The sequence below is a fragment of the Stenotrophomonas sp. 1278 genome, from assembly GCF_029892765.1.
Classification (GTDB): domain Bacteria; phylum Pseudomonadota; class Gammaproteobacteria; order Xanthomonadales; family Xanthomonadaceae; genus Stenotrophomonas; species Stenotrophomonas indicatrix.
The window spans coordinates 1-17393 of record NZ_JARXWD010000030.1 but is presented as its reverse complement, the minus strand read 5'-3'; the positions used below and the strand labels follow the sequence as shown (position 1 = coordinate 17393).

The following is a 17393-nucleotide window of genomic DNA, read 5'->3' as shown; positions in this document are numbered from 1 at the left end:
GGCTGCGGCCGATTGTCGCAGGCAGCCGTCCCCGCGAACGCATACGATGGGCGCGAATGACCGGTCCCGACGCCCCGTTTCTCCGAACCCTGTGCAGCCTGCGCTGGTTGGCCGTGGCTGGCCAGGCGGCCACCATCCTGGTTGCGACCTGGGTGCTGGGACTGCCCTTGCCGCAACTGCCGCTGTGGTCGGGCGTTGCCGTGCTCGCCGTATTCAACCTGTATACGCAGCTGCGCCCGGAGCCGGCCGATACCGCGCCGCTGACCGCCTTCGGCCACATCCTGGTGGACGTGATCATCCTCACATGGATGGTCAGCTGGAGCGGCGGCATCGCCAATCCGTTCGGCTCGCTGTTCCTGATCCTGATCGCCCTGGCGGCCTTCGCCCTGCCCCTGCGCTGGGCCCTGGCCGTGGCCAGCGCCTGCCTGCTGGGCTACGCCGCCAGCGGACTGTTCGGGCAACCGCTGCCGGCGGGCTATTTCAACGCACTGGACCTCAATCGCTGGGGCGTGATCGCCACCTTCCTGCTGTCCGCTGCGGTCGTACTGATCTTCTCTACCCGGCTGGCGATCGCGCTGCGCGAGCGCGAGCTGGAACTGTCGGCACTGCGCGAACGCTTCGCGCGCAACGAGGGCATCGTCGCCCTGGCCACGCATGCAGCCTCGGTGGCGCATGAACTGAACACGCCGCTGGCGACGATGACCCTGCTCGCCGACGACGTGGCCGAACGCAGCGAAGAACCGGAAGTGCGCGAGGACATGGAAACCCTGCGCGAACTGCTGGTGCAGTGCCGGGAGCGCGTGCTGGCCCTGGCCGCCCCGGCCTCCAATGACGGCCCCGGGCGCGCCCACTCCACGGCCCAGCAGGTGCTGGAGCAATGGCGGCTGGTGCGCCCGACCATCGACCTGCATCGCAACGACGACGCACCCCTGCGCCTGCCGCTGGACCCGGGCGTCGGCCACCTGCTGATGGTGCTGCTGAACAACGCGGCCGATGCCGGCGAGCAGGCCGGCCGACCGCGCGTCGATCTCAGCCTGCGCATCGAAGGCGACGACCTGATCGGCGAAGTGCGCGACTACGGCCATGGCTTCAACGCCCGCGCCGCCGTGCTGCCGGGCAAGCTGTTCGGCAGCAGCAAGAGTGAAGGCATGGGCGTCGGTCTTGCCCTGTCCCATGCCACCATCGAACGCCTGGACGGCGAGATGTGGATGCGCCCGGCCCAAGGGGCCGGTAGCCGCGTCGGCTTCCGCCTGCCGTTGGCCCCCCGCGAGGAATGACCATGACTGCTTCCACCCTTGGCCTGCTGGTCGACGACGACGAACTCTACCTGCGCACCCTGCAGCGCAGCCTGGCCCGCAAAGGGCTGGAGACGCAGACCGCACAGGATGCCGCCAGCGCGCTGGCACTGGCCCGCCAGCATCCGCCGGCGTTCGCGCTGATCGACCTGAAGCTGGGCAGCGATTCCGGGCTGGCCCTGATACAGCCGTTGCGCGCGCTGCGCGCAGACATGCGGATCCTGCTGGTGACCGGCTATGCCAGCATCGCCACCGCAGTGGAGGCGATCAAGCTGGGCGCCGACGACTACCTGCCGAAGCCATCGACGGTGCCGATGATCCTGCGTGCGCTGGGCGAGGAAGACGATGGCCCCGCCGATGACGGCGAGATGGAAGTGCCTGATGCGATGACCCCGATCAGCCGCCTGCAGTGGGAACACATCCAGCAGGCGATGCATGAAACCGGCGGCAATGTGTCGGCGGCCGCGCGGCTGCTCGGCATGCACCGGCGTTCGCTGCAGCGCAAGCTGGCCAAGCGGCCGAGCCCGGAACGCGATCCGAGCCGGTGATGCGTCGTCGTATTCGCCGGGCATGGCCCGGCGCTACCGGCATGACGAAGGGTAGCGCCGGGCAATGCCCGGCGGCATTCCCCGCCCGCGTCAGCCCCTCAGCTGCGCCAGCAGCTCACGGGTCAGCGGATCATTGATCTGGACATCCTCGCCCTGCCTGGCCTCGGCGTCCACTTCTGCAACCCATTGATCCACCCCACCACGCATCAGATCTGCCCGACTGGGCAGGACGTCGCGCGCAGGGCTATACAGATCGAGCAGCAGTCGGTTGCGGGCCTCGACTGTCATGTCCGCGCCGCCAGACCGCTCGACGATGATGTCAGCCCGCGCCAGGCCCTGCTCATCCACGCACCGCTCGCCATGACGCAGCAGAACCAGCACCGGCACATCTGCGCCCTCCTGCACGGCGGCCTGCAGCCGGTCGTGTCCGTCCAGCACCACGTGTGCCTGCAGGCCACTGATCCACATCAGCAGCACCGGTGGCAGTGATCCTGCCCGGGCCTGCCTGGCCCAGGCCTTGACCCGCCCATCCGTGGCCAGTGACGGTGCCCGCAGCAGGACAGGAGGCAGGCATTCGCCGTGCGTCACGCTCGACCAGTCCAAGGTATCGACCGCCGGTCGGGCCAGCGCATCTGACGCGAGCGTGAGCGGCATCCGCGCACGCTCCAGGCCATGCAGCGTCGGCTGCAGCAGCCATTCGCCCTGTGCCAGCGGAGATCGATCCGAACGGGTAAGGGCCCGTGCGAAATGACGTGCCCACGCTGCGGCAGTCCGCACCGGATCATCCGAATGCAACGCCCGCGCCTCGGCAGCCGTGATCGGTGGAATGATCGCCGGCGAGGCCGGGGAGGCGCTGCGAAGCAGGTCCACGCCGAAGTAGTCGGGCTCCACCCTCGCCCACAACATGGGGCGTTCCTCGGTACCCACCCGTATGCGGTCCGGCGGGCAGACCGAAACCACAAGCGCAGGGCGCACGGGGGCCTGCACGGTCAGGTGCAGACCCGCCCACACCTCGGGCTGCCTTCGTCGAACGAGGTCGCGCCAGTGCATCGACGCACGCATCCGGCGCGCCGCGCTCAGCCCTTCAGCTGAGCCAGCAACTCACGGGTCAGCGGATCATTGATCTGGACATCCTCGCCCTGCAGGGCCGGCAGCAGGCCACTGGCCAGCTGCTTGCCCAGTTCGACACCGAACTGGTCGAAAGCGTTGATGTTCCAGATCACCGACTGCACGTACACCGCGTGCTCGTACATCGCGATCAAGGCGCCCAGCGCCTGCGGGGTGAGCGCGTCGAGCAGGATCATCGTGCTCGGGCGGCCGCCCGGGTAATCGCGGTGCGGATCGTCGCTGCCCTGGCCGTTGGCCAGTGCTTCGGTCTGCGCCAGCAGGTTGGCCATCAGCGCCTGGTGGTTGACCGTATACGGATCATCGTTGTGCACGCAGCCGATGAAATCGGCTGGGATGATGCTGGTGCCCTGGTGCAGCGCCTGGAAGAAGCTGTGCTGCACATCGGTGCCCGCACCGCCCCACCACACCGGCACGGTGTCGGTGGTGACCGGCTGGCCATCGCGCTGCACGCGCTTGCCCAGGCTTTCCATCACCAGCTGCTGCAGGTAGGCCGGCAGCAGCGCCAGGCGCTGGTCGTAGGTCATCACCGCATGCGTGGCGTAGCCCAGCAGATTGCGGTTCCAGATGTCGGTCAGGCCGTGCAGCACCGGCAGGTTGCGCTCCAACGGTGCGTCCAGCGCATGCGCATCCATCTGCGCGGCACCTTCCAGCAGCTGCTCGAAGCGCTCGAAGCCGATGGCCAGTGCGATCGGGAAACCGACGGCCGACCACAGCGAATAGCGGCCGCCCACCCAGTCCCACATCGGCAGCACGCGCTCGGCGGCAATGGCGAAGGCCTTGGCGGCGCGTTCCGGATTGGCGCTGACCGCGTACAGACGGTCGCTGCCGCCCAGCCAGTCATGCAGGATCTGGCCGTTGAGCAGGGTTTCCTGGGTACCAAAGGTCTTGGAAATGAGGATGCCGGCGGTCTTCGCCGGATCCAGCGTGGCCAGCGTGCGCTGCATGGCGGCGCCGTCCACGTTCGACACGAAATGCACGCGCAGGCGTGCGCCTGTGACCGGGCGCAGCGCATCGGCGACCAGTCGCGGGCCGAGATCGGAACCGCCAATGCCGACGCTGACCACATCGGTCACGCCGCTGTCTTCCAGCGCGCGCACCAGCACGCCCATGCGCTGGCGGATGCCGCGCGCGGTGGCATAGGCCTCGGCCGCCACCGGCGCATCGACTACATCACCGCGCAACGCGGTATGCAGCGCAGCGCGGCCTTCGGTCAGGTTGACCTGCTCGCCACGGAACAGGCGCGTGATGGCGCCGCCGACATCACGTTCGGCAGCCAGCGCCAACAGCGCCTGCAACGCTGCGGCATCGTATTTCTGCCGGGCGAAGTTGACATACAACGGACCGACCCGCAGCGCCAGGTCCTGTACACGGCCGGGTTCGGCGGCGAGCAGGCCGGGAATGCTTGCGCCCTTCAGGCGCTGGGCGTGGGAATGCAGCGAGTCGAATCCGTTGTTCGTTGTCATGCGGCCTGGGTCGGGATCGTGTCGTTGGTGTGGGAAATCTGGTTGTTGCCATCCACGTACACCAGCTTCGGCTTGAAGCTGTCGGCTTCCTGCTCGGTCATGCTGGCGAAGGCGGCAATGATGATGATGTCACCGACCTGCACGTGGCGCGCGGCGCCACCATTGAGCGAGACGACGCCGCTGCCGGCTTCGGCGCGGATCGCATAGGTCGAGAAGCGCGCACCGTTGGTCACGTCCCAGATGTGCACCTGCTCGAACTCACGGATGCCGGTGGCAGCCAGCAGGTTGTCATCGATGGCGATGGAGCCTTCGTAGTTCAGCTCGGAATGGGTGACGGTGGCGCGGTGGATCTTGGTCTTGAGCAGGGACAGGTGCATGGGGGCGCTGCAACGGCAAAGGAAAGAGCGGATTCTAGCACCCACGCGGCAACCGTCAGGTAGCGGCCGCAGGATGCTGAAGACCGTTCAGCCGGTGCGCTGCTGTGCGCCCGGCGATGGCGCCGCGGCACCGGCCAGCACGGCCCGGAACACGGCATGGAACGCCAGTCCGGCCATCAGGCCGAATCCGGCCGCCACCAGTACCGAGAAGGCATAGCTGGCCCAGTCGAAGTTGCCCGCAGAGGACAGCGGGCTCATCAGAGCGCCGCCAGAGCCGTCGGGCCAGGCACAAGTGGCCATGGCCAGCGCGCCCAGCCCTGCCCCGACCAGCGCGAACCACACCCAGCGCAGGCGGCCGGAAGACAGCAGGATCAGGCCCATCGGCAGCAGCACCGCCACGGCGTGGGCGAAGGCCAGCACGAACATCAATGCGGCCGCCAGCGCGGCCGTGGCCACTTCCTGGCCGAGACTGAGACCGGCGATCAGGCCACCGATCACCAGCGAAGGCAGCAGCGCGGCGGCGAACACCGCCAGGATCGCCGCCACGGCGCGGCGGCCGGGGCTGGCTGGAAACGAGGTCATATCGGCAGGTCATCCTTGCCGGCGAACACGGGCGCCCACTGCGGGCGCCCTGCACAACCGCGCGGGGCGGTTCAGAACTCCAGGTTGTCGATCAACCGGGTGGTGCCCAGGCGCGCGGCGATCAGGGCCACGCGGCCGCCGCCATCGAAACTCGGCTCGGCCAGCTCCGGAGTGCGCAGTACCGCGTAATCCACCTGGAAGCCCGCTGCCTGCAGCGCAGCGACGGCGTCGGCCTCGATGCGTTCACGCGCATGCCCGGCCACATAGCCTTCGCGCATGCCCAGCAGGGTGCGGTGAAGGGTGGTCGCCAAGGGGCGCTGCTCGGCGCTGAGGTACTGGTTGCGCGAGCTCTTGGCCAGGCCATCCTCATCACGCACGATCTCGGCACCGACGATCTGGATCGGGAACGACAGCTCGGCCACCATCTGCTTGATGACCGCCAGCTGCTGGTAGTCCTTGCGGCCGAACACGGCCACATCCGGCTGTACCTGCAGGAACAGCCGCGCCACCACCGTGCACACGCCATCGAAATGGCCCGGGCGGCTGGCGCCTTCCAGTACCTCGCTGACGCCAGGCGCATGCATCTGCGTGGTCTTGTCCACGCCCAGCGGGTACATCGCTTCGACGCTGGGCAGCCACACCGCATCGCAGCCCACCTGCTCCAGCCCGGCTACATCGGCTTCGGGGGTGCGCGGATAGCGGCTGAAATCCTCGTTCGGCCCGAACTGTGTCGGGTTGACGAAGATGCTGGCCACCACCTTGTCGGCGTACTGCTTTGCCAGGGTGACCAGCGCGTGGTGCCCGCCGTGCAGGTTGCCCATGGTCGGCACCAGCGCCACGCGCAGGCCCTCGCCCTTCCACTGCGCGATCTGCGCGCGCAGCGCACCGAGTTCGTTGAAGGTCTGGATCATTGGGCGTACGCGTGTTCTTCGTCGGGGAAGCTGCCATCGCGCACGGCATCGGCGTAGGCACGGGTGGCGCCGGCCACCGAACCGCCTTCAGCCAGGAAGTCCTTGACGAACTTCGGGCGACGGTGGCCGCTGTCCAGACCGAGGAAATCGTGCAGCACCAGCACCTGGCCGTCGCACTGCGGACCGGCACCGATACCGATGGTCGGCACAGGCACTGCGGCGGTGACGGCGGCGGCAACCGGGGTCGGCACGCATTCGAGCACCATGATGCTGGCACCGGCTTCAGCCACGGCCTTGGCATCGTCCACCAGCTGGCGCGCGGCATCACCACGACCCTGGATCTTGAAGCCACCCAGGCGCAGCACCGACTGCGGGGTCAGGCCCAGGTGCGAACAGACCGGGATCTCGCGCTCGACCAGGTAGCGGATGATGTCGACCTTGAAGCCGGCGCCTTCGATCTTGACCATCTCCGCACCCGCCTGCAGCAGCTGCAGCGAAGCATCCAGCGCGCGTTCCGGGGTGGCATCGGCGCCGAACGGCAGGTCGGCGATCAGCAGCGCACGCTGCAGCACGCGGGCGACTGCGCGGGTGTGATAGACCATGTCGGCGACGGTCACCGGCAGGGTCGAATCGTGCCCCTGCACGACCATGCCCAGCGAATCGCCGATCAGGATCAGGTCGACGCCATTGGCATCGAAGGTGCGGGCGAAGCCTGCGTCGTAGGCGGTCAACATGACCAGCTTCTGGCCATTGCGCTTGGCCTCGGCCAGGGCGGGAACGGTCCAGGGCTTGCTGTCTGCGTGGGTGCTCATGTGCTGATAACCGGGGGAGATAACCCGGGCATTATCACCCTAACGGCGCGATCCCGCAGGCATCCACCCGCATCACTGCATCCCGTACGCGACCGTGGCCGGGAATGGCCAGATCGGCGGCGATTTCGGCCAATGGCACCAACACGAACGCACGCTCGTGCAGGTAGGGATGCGGCACCTTCAGCTCGGGCAGGTCCAGCACCTGCTCGCCGAACAGCAGCAGATCCAGATCCAGCGCACGCGGCCCCCAGTGCACGGCGGGATCACGTACGCGGCCGAAGCGCTGCTCCAGCGCGAGCATGGCCTGCAGCAGCTCGACGGCGGGCAGATCGGTGTCGACCGAGGCCACTGCGTTGACGAACGGTGGCTGGTCCTCGTTGCCCCATGCCGGCGTCGCGTACAACCGCGAGGCCTGCCTCAGCCGGGTTCCGGGCAGCTCGTCCAGCGCGGCAATGGCCGCGCGGACGGTGTTGGCTGCGTCGCCAAGATTGGCGCCCAGCCCGATCCAGGCACCGGTCATGGATTACTCGGCAGCACCGGCAGCTGCGCCATCGGGACGACGACGGCGACGACGACGCTTGCGCGGCGCTCCACCCTCCTCATCGCCGGCATCGCTGTGCAGGGAATCCAGCGACGAATCCAGCTCATGCCCGGACTGCGCCTGCGCTTCGCGCCAGAACGCGACGTCGGCTTCGTGCTCTGCCGATGCCACCTGGCGCAGGGCCAGGAAATCGAAGGCGGCACGGAAACGGGGGTGGCTGAGCGTGCGCATCACGCGCTTGCGCTGGCGCGAACTGAAGCGCGCCTGCAGCAGCCAGATCTCCTGCATCGGCAGCGAGAAACGGCGCGGCAATGCAATGGTGCTCAGCTGCTGCACGGTGACACGGTCGGCGGCACGACGCTGTGCCTCTTCCGGTGCCACGCCCTGCTTGAGCAGCGTTGCCTGTGCGCGGCAATACGCCGGCCACAGGAGCAGCGCGAACAGGAACGCCGGCGACACGGGCTCGTCATTGGCCACGCGTGCATCGGTGTTGGCCAGGCCCTCGACCAGCATGCGACGCAGCGCGCCGGTGCGGTTCGACTTCAGCGCCTTGGCGCTTTCCGGGAACAGCACGTCGAACAGGCCGTAGCGTTCCAGTCCTTCGAAGCTGGCAACGCCATGCCCGGACAGGAACAGCTTCAGGACTTCCTCGAACAGACGCGCCGGTGCGGCTTCGTTGAGCAGGCCGGCCAGCTGCGGGATCGGTGCGGCGGTTCCCTCTTCGATCTGGAAGCCGAGCTTGGCCGCCAGGCGGACCGCACGCAGCATGCGCACCGGGTCTTCCTGGTAACGCTGCACCGGGTCGCCGATGAGCTTCATCAGGCGTGCCTGCACGTCTTCGAAGCCGCCGGTGTAGTCACGCACCGAGAAGTCCTCGATGGCGTAATACAGGGCATTGCAGGTGAAGTCGCGGCGGATGGCGTCGTCTTCGATGCTGCCGTACACGTTGTCGCGCACGAGCATGCCGTTTTCCATCTCGCGGTCGCCGCTGCCGTCATCGATGTTGGCACGGAAGGTGGCGACTTCGATGATCTCGCGGCCGAACACAACATGGGCCAGGCGGAAACGGCGGCCGATCAGGCGGCAGTTGCGGAACAACTGCTTGACCTGTTCGGGCGTGGCATCGGTGGCCACGTCGAAATCCTTGGGTTGGCCATTGACCAGCAGATCGCGCACCGCGCCGCCGACAAGGTAGGCGCCGAAGCCGGCATCGCGCAGTCGATAAAGCACGCGCAAAGCGTTCGGGCTGATGTCCTTGCGGGAGATCGTGTGCTGGTCGCGCGGGATGACGCGCAGGCTGAACGGTGATGTAGCAGAGGAAATGATGTTGGCGCTTCCGGTTGAAGTTTCGGGATTGCCCAATGGCATCGAGGTGCATATACTAGCGCTCCTGCACCGGCAGCGACACACTGCTCCCTTCGTCTAGTGGTTAGGACGTGGCCCTCTCAAGGCTAAAACAGGGGTTCGAGTCCCCTAGGGAGCACCAGTCGCCGCAGCAGGAACCGAAAAAGCCCGCCTTGTGCGGGCTTTTCTGTTTTCCGGAATCGTGTCGCCGACTGGGCTGGTCGCTTGAGCGCCTCCTTGTTCCTGCGAGGGAGGGGGCGGGCCACCCTGTCCTGGACACGCAAAAGCCCATCCATGGTGCTCGATGGCGCCATCCATGGCGCCAACGGTCCAGGACAGGGTGGCCCGCCCCCTCCTGACAATTCCCGCGCCGGCGGCAAGATCAAGAACAGCCTCGCTCCTCCGAAGCAGATCAGCCCGGACGCGCTTGCGTGTGTCCGCCACCCGCGATCTGTCGAAAGGCGGCAGGCCAGCCGCTCCAGGACCGTTGGCGCCATGGATGGCGCCATCGAGCCCCCATGGATGGGTATACGGCGTGTCCTGGAGCGGCTGGCCTGCCGCCTCCCCTCGGAACAGGGAGGCGCTGAAACTCAGGCCAAGCCATCAGCCTTCCATCTGCTCCAGCTCTTTGCCCTTGGTCTCGCGCACGTAGCGGACGACGAAGATGATCGAGAGGATCGCGGCCACGGTGTAGATGCCGTACGCACCGGCCAGGCCGATGCCGGCCAGCAGCATCGGGAAGGTCACGGTGATCGCGAAATTCGAGGTCCACTGCGCCGCACCGGCCACGGCCAACGCCGGGCCGCGGATCTGGTTCGGGAACATCTCGCCCAGCATCACCCACATCACCGGGCCCCACGACATGTTGAAGAACACCACATAGACGTTGGCCGCTACCAGCGCCAGCCGCCCCATGCCGTCGGACAGCTGCAGGCGCCCCTCGGCCAGGCTGCCGCTGGCGAAGGCCACCACCATCAGCACCAGGGCCACCGACATACCGACCGAACCGACCCACAGCAGCGGCTTGCGGCCGATGCGATCGATCAGCATCACCGTCAGCAGGCAGGCGCCGATGCTCAGCGCACCGGACAGGACGTTGATCAGCAGCGCATCGCTTTCCGAGAAACCCACCGCCTGCCACAGCACCGCGCCGTAATAGAACACCACGTTGATGCCGACCAGCTGCTGGAACATCGCCAGGCCGATGCCGACCCAGACGATGGGGCGCAGCTTGCCGGTGGCCTTGTTGAGCAGGTCGCCGAATCGCGGCTTGTGCTGGTCCTGGGACAGGCTGGCTTCGATCTCGGCCTGCTTGTTCACCGCGGCACGTTCGCCGTACAACCGGCCAAGCACCGCCCTCGCCTGCGCCTGCCGGCCCTTCATCACCAGGAAGCGCGGGCTTTCCGGGATCACCAGCAACAACAGCAGGAACAGCAGCGATGGCAGTGCCTGCATCCAGAACATCCAGCGCCAGGCTTCCTGCCCCAGCCAGAGCGGCTCGGTCGACGCACCCGCCGCCCGGGCCAGCAGATAGTTGCTGAGGAACGCTGCGAACAAGCCGCAGATGATCGCCATCTGCTGTACGGTCGCCAGCCGGCCGCGATAGCGCGCAGAGGCGACTTCGGCGATGTAGGCCGGCGACATCACGCTGGCCGCACCGACAGCGAACCCGCCGAGCACGCGTGCGCAGACGAACAACCAGGAGGAATGCGCAGCGCCGGCGCCCAGCGCCGACACCAGGAACATCACGGCCGCCACGATCAGCACGCCGCGACGTCCCAGCCGATCGCCAAGCCAACCGGCCACGAACGCCCCGATCGCGCACCCCAGCAGCATCGAGGCGACCTCGAAGCCGAGCGCGGCCTCGCTGGAGTTGAAGGCCTGGCGCAGGCCATCGACGGTGCCATTGATGACGCCACTATCGAAGCCGAACAGGAACCCGCCGAGGGTGGCGGCGCAACTGATCAGGACGATGAAGGCAGTGTTCTCACCGCCGTTGGAGGCGGCACCGGGCTGGACTGGCGACATGAAGGATCCTGCAGGGAAGGGGGCCGACCGAAGCGGGCCGGCGGCCCTGGCAGCGTCGCACAGGGCGGGCACGCCGCCAAATGGGCCTCCGGGCCGCCCATCCGCCCCACTTTCACACGGCAACCGACACCGGGGGCCAACCTGTTCTAGAATTGGCAGGTTCAGAAAGCGATTCGCCCTCTACCCATGCCATTTGTCGTCACCGAAAACTGCATCAAGTGCAAACACACCGATTGCGTGGAAGTGTGTCCCGTGGATTGCTTCCACGAAGGCCCGAACTTCCTGGTGATCGACCCGGACGAGTGCATTGACTGCACCCTCTGCGAACCCGAGTGCCCGGTCAACGCGATCTTCCCGGAAGACGATGTTCCCGCCGGCCAGGAAGGTTTCGTCGCCCTCAATGCAGAACTGGCGAAGGAATGGCCGGTGCTGACCGTGCGCAAGGACCCGCCGGCCGACGCCGGTGAGTGGGATGGCAAGCCGGACAAGCTGAAGCTGCTGGAGCGCTGAGGCGCAGGCACCATGGCCCTGGTAGCTGCCAACCCTGGTTGGCACAAAAGCGCCGACCAAGGTCGGCCTCTACCACGGCAGGTGCGAACCCGCAGGCAATGAAAAGGGCGCCCAGGGCGCCCTTTTCCGTTCTGGCCCTGGTAGCTGCCAACCTTCGTTGGCACAAAGGCGCCGACCAGGGTCGGCCTCTACCACGGCAGGTGCGAACCAGCAGGGTCCGCACCCGCCCAACCAGCCATTACGGGGCCAGCTTGGCCTTCAGCGCGGCAATCAGCTTCACCGGGGCTTCGGCGGTGGCCGGCAGGCCACGCGGGTCGACCGCGGAGATGTAGGCGCCGGCGTCGACGGCGACCACGCGGACCAGGAAGTTGCTGCCTTCATAGGCCACGTCGTACGAACCCAGCAGCTGCGCGCGGGTAGCGATGGTCAGGCCTTCCACGCCTTCCAGCGCGGTACCGACCTTGGCGAAGGCTTCATCCTTGCTGCCGGTAATGGTGAAACCGGTGGCGCTGACGGCGGGGGCAGCGGCGGCCGGGGTGGCCGGCTTGGTCGCCGAGCTCAGGGTCGGCACCTGGTTGTTGCCGGCGCCTGCCGGCAGGTTCAGGTCCGGCGGCACTTCCAGCGGACGCACTTCCGGGGCCAGAGCGTAGTCGCCCTTGACGCCACGCTTGAAGCAACCGGTGGTGCCGGCTGCGGTGGCCACGGCAAGGAGCGCGAAGGACAGCACGCGGACGGCGGAAACGGATTGGCGCATGTGAATCTCCTGGATCAGACCAAGACGGAAGGTCAGTGGCTGGAAAGGGCTTCGAGGGCGGCGATATCGCCGGCGAGATGGTCGGCGGCAGGCGCGTGTGCGGCCGAAAGCGGCAGCAGCGGCAGGCGCAGATCGTGACCGATGCCGATCCGACGCAACAGCGCCTTGACCGGAATCGGGTTGGATTCGACACCGCAGAAGTCATGGAACGGCTGCAGGCGAGCGTCCCAGGATTCAACGGCTTCATGGTCGCGGGCAGCGGCCAGGTCGCACATCCGGCGATAGGCGCCGGGCAGCACGTTGGAACCGACCGAGATCAGACCGTCCATGCCGGCCTGGATCGAACGTGCGGCCGTGCCGTCATCGCCGGTGAGCACGGCAAAGGTCGGGCTGCGCAGGTCAAGCAGTGCCCGCACGCGACCGGTATCGCCCACCGCTTCCTTGATGCCGACGATGTTCGGATGGCTGGCGAGCTCGGCCACGGTCTCCGGCAGCATGTCGCAGCCGGTGCGGCCAGGCACGTTGTACAGCACCACCGGCACTCCGGCCTGGTCAGCGACCGCGCGGTAATGCGCGATCAGGCCAGCCTGGGTCGGCCGCACGTACGGCGGGGTGACCACCAGCGCGTGGGTGGCGCCAAGCGCGGCAGCACGGCGGGTCTGTTCGATGGTTTTGGCGGTGCCGGACAGGCCGGTACCGGCCAGGACCGGAACGCGGCCGGCAATGCGTTCGACCGCGCTGGCCAGCAGCTGGTCGTACTCCGCATCGGACAGGGTGGCTGCCTCGCCGGTGGAGCCGGCAACGACAACGCCTTGGACGCCGCCCTCCAGCTGCAGGTGCAGCAGGCGCTGCCAACCGTCGGGGTCGAGTGCGCCGTCGGCCCGGAAGGGGGTCGCCAGCGCGGTGATGAGGCCGGAAAGGGACAAGGACGTGCTGCTCTTGGCTGGGGAGGGAAAACGTCCGCCACGGAAGGGCGCGGGCGTTCTGAATGTTACTTGCGGCGCGAAAGCACGGGCAAGTATGCTGGACACCGGTGGATCCCCGCCTCTGGCGGGCATTCAGACTAACGCATGCATTACCCGGAATCGCCTTGACCGACACCACCCCGCGCCCAGCGCCGAGCGAAAACCACCTCCTGATCAACGCCTATACGACGCATCCGGAGTCCCCCCTGTTGTCCGTCACCCGCCGCATCGCCGACAGCGGGTGCAATCTGGTGGATGCACGCCTGGCCACCGTGGGCCGCGATGTCTCGGTGACCGCGCTGGCCACCGGCTCCTGGGATTCGGTCGCCAAGCTGGAAGCGATGCTGACCCGGCTCGAGCGCGAGGAAGGCCTGAAGCTGGTGTGGTATCGCACCGAAGCCAAGCAGGCGCAGTCCAACCTGCTGCCGTACATCGTCGAGGTGATCGCCGCCGACAAGCCGGGCATCCTGTTCCAGCTGGCCGATTTCTTCGACCGCCAGGGCATCACCATCGAGACCCTGCAGAGCACGCGCTACCGCGCCATGCAGACCGGTGCGGAAATGTTCAGCGCACAGGTCACCATCGGCGTGCCGGCCAACATGCATATCGCCGCCCTGCGCGATGATTTCCTCGAGTTCTGCGACCACTTGAACCTGGACGCGATCATGGACCCGATGAAGTTCTGATTGAAACCCTGATTCTTCGCGCGCTCCTCACGGGCGCGTGGCGTTTCATGCAATTGTCGTAGAAAGAACCCAGGCTCGACAGAAGGACCTCATGAACAACGGCGATACCCTGGACAGCACCACCCTTTCCCTGCCGCTGGCGCTGTCCGGCGGCGCCCAGGCCACCCTCGGCGATTACGCCGGCCAGTGGCTGGTGTTGTACTTCTACCCCAAGGACAGCACCCCGGGCTGCACCACCGAGGGCATCGACTTCAACGCACTGCTGCCCGACTTCAGGAAAGCGGGCGCGGTCGTGCTTGGCGTCTCCCGCGACTCGGTGAAGTCCCACGACAACTTCTGTGCCAAGCAGGGCTTCGCGTTCCCGCTGGTCAGCGATGCCGACGAAGCGCTGTGCAGCGCCTTCGACGTGATCAAGATGAAGAACATGTACGGCAAGCAGGTACGTGGCATCGAGCGCAGCACCTTCCTGATTTCCCCCGACAGCCGCATCGTGCAGTCATGGCGCAAGGTCAAGGTCGCCGGCCATGCCGACGCCGTCCTCGCCGAACTGAAGGCCAATCAGTCCAAGTGAGTCCCATCGCCCACTTTGTCCGCCACCACCCTGCCCTGCAGCAGGCCGTGGTGGTTTTTCCCTGTCCGTAACCAGGAACCGATGATGACCCGAGGCAAGCGCATCTACGTGCTGGATACCAACGTGCTGATGCACGATCCCACCGCGCTGTTCAAATTCGAGGAGCACGATGTCTACCTGCCCATGCAGGTGATCGAGGAGCTGGACAACGGCAAGAAGGGCACGACCGAAGCGAGCCGCAATGCCCGCCAGGTCAGCCGCTTCCTCAACGAGCTGGTGCAGGCTTCGGGCCTGGACAACCTGGCCGAGGGCATTCCGCTGCAGCGGCCGCAGGGCCTGCAGCTGCGCGGCAAGCAGAGCGTGGGCCTGCTGCGCTTCCAGACCAGCCATTTCGACGCGGGCAAGAGCTTTGGCAAGGTCATCCCGGACAACGCCATCCTCGGCGCGATCCTGGCGCTGAAGGAAGAAACGCCGGAGATCCCGGTGGTGTTCGTTTCCAAGGACATCAACCTGCGCATCAAGGCGGCCATCGCCGGCATCGTCTCGGAAGACTACGAGAACGACCGCGCGCTGGACGATTTCAGCCTGCTCTACACCGGCGCCACCGAGCTGCCGGAAGACTTCTGGAAGCGCCACGGCGAGGATCTGCGCAGCTGGAGCGACAAGGGCCGCACGCACTACGAAATCCTCGCCCAGGACGGCGAAGAGTGGTACCCGAACCAGTACGTGTACCTGCCGGGCGAAGACGAAGTCGAGCTGCGCGTCAGCAGGATCGTCGGCGATGGCAAGGTGGTGTTGTCGCTGGTCGATGACTTCCGCCACGGCAGCCATGCCGTGTGGGGCATCAGCGCGCGCAACCGCGAGCAGAACTTCGCACTCAACGCACTGATGGATCCGGAGATCGACTTCGTCACCCTGCTCGGTACCGCCGGCACCGGCAAGACCCTGCTGGCACTGGCCGCCGGCCTGGCGCAGACGATGGACCAGCAGCGCTACCGCGAGATCATCATGACCCGCGCCACGGTCAGCGTCGGCGAGGACATCGGCTTCCTGCCCGGTACCGAGGAAGAGAAGATGACGCCGTGGATGGGCGCGCTGACCGACAACCTGGAAGTGCTGACGCACAACCAGGAAGGCGGCACCTGGGGCCGCCAGGCCACCAACGACCTGCTCGCCAGCCGCATCAAGATCCGCTCGATGAACTTCATGCGCGGCCGTACGTTCCTGTCGCGTTACCTGATCCTGGACGAGGCGCAGAACCTGACCCCCAAGCAGATGAAGACGCTGATCACCCGTGCCGGCCCCGGCACCAAGATCGTCTGCCTGGGCAACGTCGAACAGATCGACACCCCATACCTGACCGAAACCACGTCGGGCCTGACCTACGCCGTGGACCGCTTCAAGAACTGGCCACACAGCGCGCACATCACGCTGCGTCGCGGTGAACGCTCGCGGCTGGCCGATTACGCCTCGGAGGTGTTGTGAACCGCTGCACCCGTCTGCTGCTGCCATCGCTGGCGGTCGCCATTGCCACGCTGCTCGGTGCCTGCGCGACCACGCAGGGACCGGCCAGCGTGCCGACCACAGAACGCAGTGGCCAGTCCTGGGTGGTCACCCGCCCGATCATCGCCGCGCAGGTGCTCGACACCTGCTCGCGCCCCAGCCCCGGCCGCGAGGCCGGGCGGGTCAGCGGCTACTGGGCACCGAGCCGGCAGCAGGTGGACCAGCTGGAAGCGAAGCTGGCATCGCTGGAAGCGCAGGTGCCACACGTGCTGGATTTCGATCGCCAGTACGTCGGCATCGAGCTGGACGGAAAGCAGGTGATCTACATCAACGCGTTCCATCTGCCTGAAGACAACAGCCTGCGGCCCGCCCGCGAGGCGGTGCGGGTCTGCGATGGCGGCGCGCAGTTCTGGGGCGCGGTCTTCGACCCGGCCAGCGGGACCTTCAGCGAGCTGCAGTTCAACGGCGGCTTCGGCGGGCCCTGAGGGGCCTGCCATGGGAATCCGCCTGCCCACCTGGGTCTGGATCGGCGCGGTCGCCCTGTCGTGCGTGGCCGGCATGGTCAATGTGGTTGGCTTCCTCGGTTTTGAACACCAGGCGGTCAGCCACATGACCGGCAGCACCAGCCAGCTTGGCATGGCACTGGCGCAAGGTGACTGGCGCGCGGTCGGCCATTTGTGGGGGCTGCTGATCGCGTTTTCGCTGGGCGCGATGGTCAGCGGACTGCTGATTCAGGACAGCGCACTGCAGCTCGGCCGGCGCTACGGCGTGGCGCTGGCATTGGAATCGCTGTTGCTGCTGGCGGCCATTCCGCTGTTCAAGCAGCATCAGATATGGGGCGCATTGGCGGCCGCGATGGCCTGCGGACTGCAGAATGCGATGGCCACCACCTTCAGTGGTGCCGTCGTACGCACCACTCATCTCAGCGGAATGTTCACCGATCTCGGCATCGGCCTGGGCCACCTGCTGCGCGGGCTGCCGCTGCAGGTACGACGCCTGACCCTGAGCGGCCTGATCATCAGCGGCTTCCTTGCTGGCGGCGTGATCGGCGCCTGGCTGTTCGTGCGCTGGCAGTACGACGCCCTGCTGGCCCCTGCCCTGCTGACCGGCCTGACCGGCCTGGGCTATGTGTCCTACCAGCAGTGGGCACGCTGGCGGCGTTGAGCATGGCGTCATCCACGCATGGCGTGGATCTACGTTGTCCATCCGATCTTTTCCGCGATATCCACGCATGGCGTGGATCTACTGACCGTCACCAGGAAGCTATCGAAGGCGGGGCGGGGGGGGGGGGGGGGGGGGGGGGGGGGGGGGGGGGGGGGGGGCGGGCGCCCCCCCCCCGGCCAGGCGCCGCCGCCCCCCCCCCCCCCCCCCCCCC

General features: G+C 67.1%; 19 protein-coding genes and 1 tRNA gene. 9 read left to right on the top strand and 11 right to left on the bottom strand.

The annotated features are described in order from the left end of the window. The first annotated feature begins 56 nt into the window (after positions 1–56). Positions 57–1277, top strand: coding sequence for an ATP-binding protein (locus M2299_RS18370; RefSeq protein ID WP_032952097.1), 1221 nt, complete (start codon positions 57–59; stop codon positions 1275–1277). Further along, entirely contained in the window at positions 1274–1843 is a 570-nt protein-coding gene (locus M2299_RS18365; protein ID WP_032952096.1) for a response regulator transcription factor, read from the top strand. The genes M2299_RS18370 and M2299_RS18365 overlap by 4 nt, the downstream gene beginning before the upstream one ends. A gap of 90 nt (positions 1844–1933) precedes the next feature. Here M2299_RS18365 and M2299_RS18360 read toward each other — a convergent pair whose 3' ends face one another. The 8 genes from M2299_RS18360 to pcnB form a co-directional block, all read right to left on the bottom strand. Next, positions 1934–2893 carry a hypothetical protein gene (locus M2299_RS18360; protein ID WP_133119671.1) on the bottom strand — a complete coding sequence of 320 codons (960 nt, stop codon included), beginning with the start codon at positions 2891–2893 and terminating at the stop codon, positions 1934–1936. Positions 2894–2919: 26 nt separating this feature from the next. Beyond that, complete coding sequence (gene pgi / locus M2299_RS18355) at positions 2920–4434, bottom strand: glucose-6-phosphate isomerase (RefSeq protein WP_099842270.1); 1515 nt, start codon at positions 4432–4434, stop codon at positions 2920–2922. After that, on the bottom strand, positions 4431–4811 hold the full coding sequence (panD, locus tag M2299_RS18350) for an aspartate 1-decarboxylase (RefSeq protein WP_004153087.1): 381 nt from the start codon (positions 4809–4811) through the stop codon (positions 4431–4433). The genes pgi and panD overlap by 4 nt, the downstream gene beginning before the upstream one ends. Before the next feature lie 87 nt (positions 4812–4898). Further along, positions 4899–5393 (bottom strand): hypothetical protein, encoded by a 495-nt coding sequence (locus M2299_RS18345; protein ID WP_033830829.1) that lies wholly within the window; start codon positions 5391–5393, stop codon positions 4899–4901. Positions 5394–5464: 71 nt separating this feature from the next. Next, positions 5465–6304, bottom strand: coding sequence for a pantoate--beta-alanine ligase (gene panC, locus M2299_RS18340; RefSeq protein WP_032977891.1), 840 nt, complete (start codon positions 6302–6304; stop codon positions 5465–5467). After that, positions 6301–7116, bottom strand: coding sequence for a 3-methyl-2-oxobutanoate hydroxymethyltransferase (gene panB / locus M2299_RS18335; protein WP_025878796.1), 816 nt, complete (start codon positions 7114–7116; stop codon positions 6301–6303). The genes panC and panB overlap by 4 nt, the downstream gene beginning before the upstream one ends. Before the next feature lie 34 nt (positions 7117–7150). After that, entirely contained in the window at positions 7151–7636 is a 486-nt protein-coding gene (gene folK / locus M2299_RS18330; protein WP_080149163.1) for a 2-amino-4-hydroxy-6-hydroxymethyldihydropteridine diphosphokinase, read from the bottom strand. A 3-nt stretch (positions 7637–7639) separates the two neighbouring features. Continuing rightward, entirely contained in the window at positions 7640–9019 is a 1380-nt protein-coding gene (pcnB, locus tag M2299_RS18325) for a polynucleotide adenylyltransferase PcnB (protein ID WP_033830828.1), read from the bottom strand. A gap of 49 nt (positions 9020–9068) precedes the next feature. Between pcnB and M2299_RS18320 the strand changes: the two genes are divergently transcribed. Beyond that, positions 9069–9143, top strand: a tRNA-Glu gene (locus M2299_RS18320). A 461-nt stretch (positions 9144–9604) separates the two neighbouring features. On the opposite strand, the gene M2299_RS18315 is transcribed toward M2299_RS18320, so the two are convergent. Then, on the bottom strand, positions 9605–11029 hold the full coding sequence (locus tag M2299_RS18315; RefSeq protein ID WP_280884799.1) for a sugar porter family MFS transporter: 1425 nt from the start codon (positions 11027–11029) through the stop codon (positions 9605–9607). Between the two features lie 186 nt (positions 11030–11215). Here M2299_RS18315 and fdxA point away from each other — a divergent pair, with 186 nt between their 5' ends. After that, positions 11216–11539 (top strand): ferredoxin FdxA, encoded by a 324-nt coding sequence (gene fdxA / locus M2299_RS18310; protein ID WP_005409054.1) that lies wholly within the window; start codon positions 11216–11218, stop codon positions 11537–11539. Positions 11540–11777: 238 nt separating this feature from the next. Here the strand turns inward: fdxA and M2299_RS18305 are convergent, their stop codons facing one another. Both M2299_RS18305 and dapA read right to left on the bottom strand, forming a co-directional pair. After that, positions 11778–12293, bottom strand: a complete 516-nt coding sequence (locus M2299_RS18305) for a hypothetical protein (protein WP_088101377.1) — start codon at positions 12291–12293, stop codon at positions 11778–11780. Between the two features lie 32 nt (positions 12294–12325). Beyond that, complete coding sequence (gene dapA / locus M2299_RS18300) at positions 12326–13219, bottom strand: 4-hydroxy-tetrahydrodipicolinate synthase (protein ID WP_025879443.1); 894 nt, start codon at positions 13217–13219, stop codon at positions 12326–12328. A gap of 164 nt (positions 13220–13383) precedes the next feature. Between dapA and M2299_RS18295 the strand changes: the two genes are divergently transcribed. The 5 genes from M2299_RS18295 to M2299_RS18275 all read left to right on the top strand — a co-directional run bounded on the left by M2299_RS18295 (position 13384) and on the right by M2299_RS18275 (position 17182). After that, positions 13384–13944, top strand: a complete 561-nt coding sequence (locus M2299_RS18295; protein WP_025879444.1) for a glycine cleavage system protein R — start codon at positions 13384–13386, stop codon at positions 13942–13944. Between the two features lie 91 nt (positions 13945–14035). Further along, positions 14036–14515: a peroxiredoxin gene (locus tag M2299_RS18290; protein WP_032977901.1), complete on the top strand. Its 480-nt coding sequence runs from the start codon at positions 14036–14038 to the stop codon at positions 14513–14515. Positions 14516–14599: 84 nt separating this feature from the next. Continuing rightward, on the top strand, positions 14600–16000 hold the full coding sequence (locus M2299_RS18285) for a PhoH family protein (RefSeq protein ID WP_025879446.1): 1401 nt from the start codon (positions 14600–14602) through the stop codon (positions 15998–16000). After that, positions 15997–16503, top strand: a complete 507-nt coding sequence (locus M2299_RS18280; RefSeq protein ID WP_025879447.1) for a hypothetical protein — start codon at positions 15997–15999, stop codon at positions 16501–16503. Before M2299_RS18285 ends, M2299_RS18280 begins: the two co-directional genes overlap by 4 nt. Positions 16504–16513: 10 nt before the next feature. Beyond that, positions 16514–17182, top strand: a complete 669-nt coding sequence (locus M2299_RS18275; RefSeq protein ID WP_059063786.1) for a YoaK family protein — start codon at positions 16514–16516, stop codon at positions 17180–17182. The last annotated feature ends 211 nt before the right edge of the window (positions 17183–17393 follow it).

Coding starts and splice junctions, on each gene's coding strand:
- fdxA (WP_005409054.1), top strand. CDS start 11,216: ATGCCATTTGTCGTCACCGAAAACTGCATCAAGTGCAAACACACCGAT.
- M2299_RS18365 (WP_032952096.1), top strand. CDS start 1,274: ATGACCATGACTGCTTCCACCCTTGGCCTGCTGGTCGACGACGACGAA.
- M2299_RS18345 (WP_033830829.1), bottom strand. CDS start 5,393: ATGACCTCGTTTCCAGCCAGCCCCGGCCGCCGCGCCGTGGCGGCGATC.
- panC (WP_032977891.1), bottom strand. CDS start 6,304: ATGATCCAGACCTTCAACGAACTCGGTGCGCTGCGCGCGCAGATCGCG.
- M2299_RS18360 (WP_133119671.1), bottom strand. CDS start 2,893: ATGCACTGGCGCGACCTCGTTCGACGAAGGCAGCCCGAGGTGTGGGCG.
- panB (WP_025878796.1), bottom strand. CDS start 7,116: ATGAGCACCCACGCAGACAGCAAGCCCTGGACCGTTCCCGCCCTGGCC.
- M2299_RS18290 (WP_032977901.1), top strand. CDS start 14,036: ATGAACAACGGCGATACCCTGGACAGCACCACCCTTTCCCTGCCGCTG.
- M2299_RS18275 (WP_059063786.1), top strand. CDS start 16,514: ATGGGAATCCGCCTGCCCACCTGGGTCTGGATCGGCGCGGTCGCCCTG.
- folK (WP_080149163.1), bottom strand. CDS start 7,636: ATGACCGGTGCCTGGATCGGGCTGGGCGCCAATCTTGGCGACGCAGCC.
- pgi (WP_099842270.1), bottom strand. CDS start 4,434: ATGACAACGAACAACGGATTCGACTCGCTGCATTCCCACGCCCAGCGC.
- M2299_RS18315 (WP_280884799.1), bottom strand. CDS start 11,029: ATGTCGCCAGTCCAGCCCGGTGCCGCCTCCAACGGCGGTGAGAACACT.
- M2299_RS18370 (WP_032952097.1), top strand. CDS start 57: ATGACCGGTCCCGACGCCCCGTTTCTCCGAACCCTGTGCAGCCTGCGC.
- M2299_RS18285 (WP_025879446.1), top strand. CDS start 14,600: ATGACCCGAGGCAAGCGCATCTACGTGCTGGATACCAACGTGCTGATG.
- M2299_RS18305 (WP_088101377.1), bottom strand. CDS start 12,293: ATGCGCCAATCCGTTTCCGCCGTCCGCGTGCTGTCCTTCGCGCTCCTT.
- panD (WP_004153087.1), bottom strand. CDS start 4,811: ATGCACCTGTCCCTGCTCAAGACCAAGATCCACCGCGCCACCGTCACC.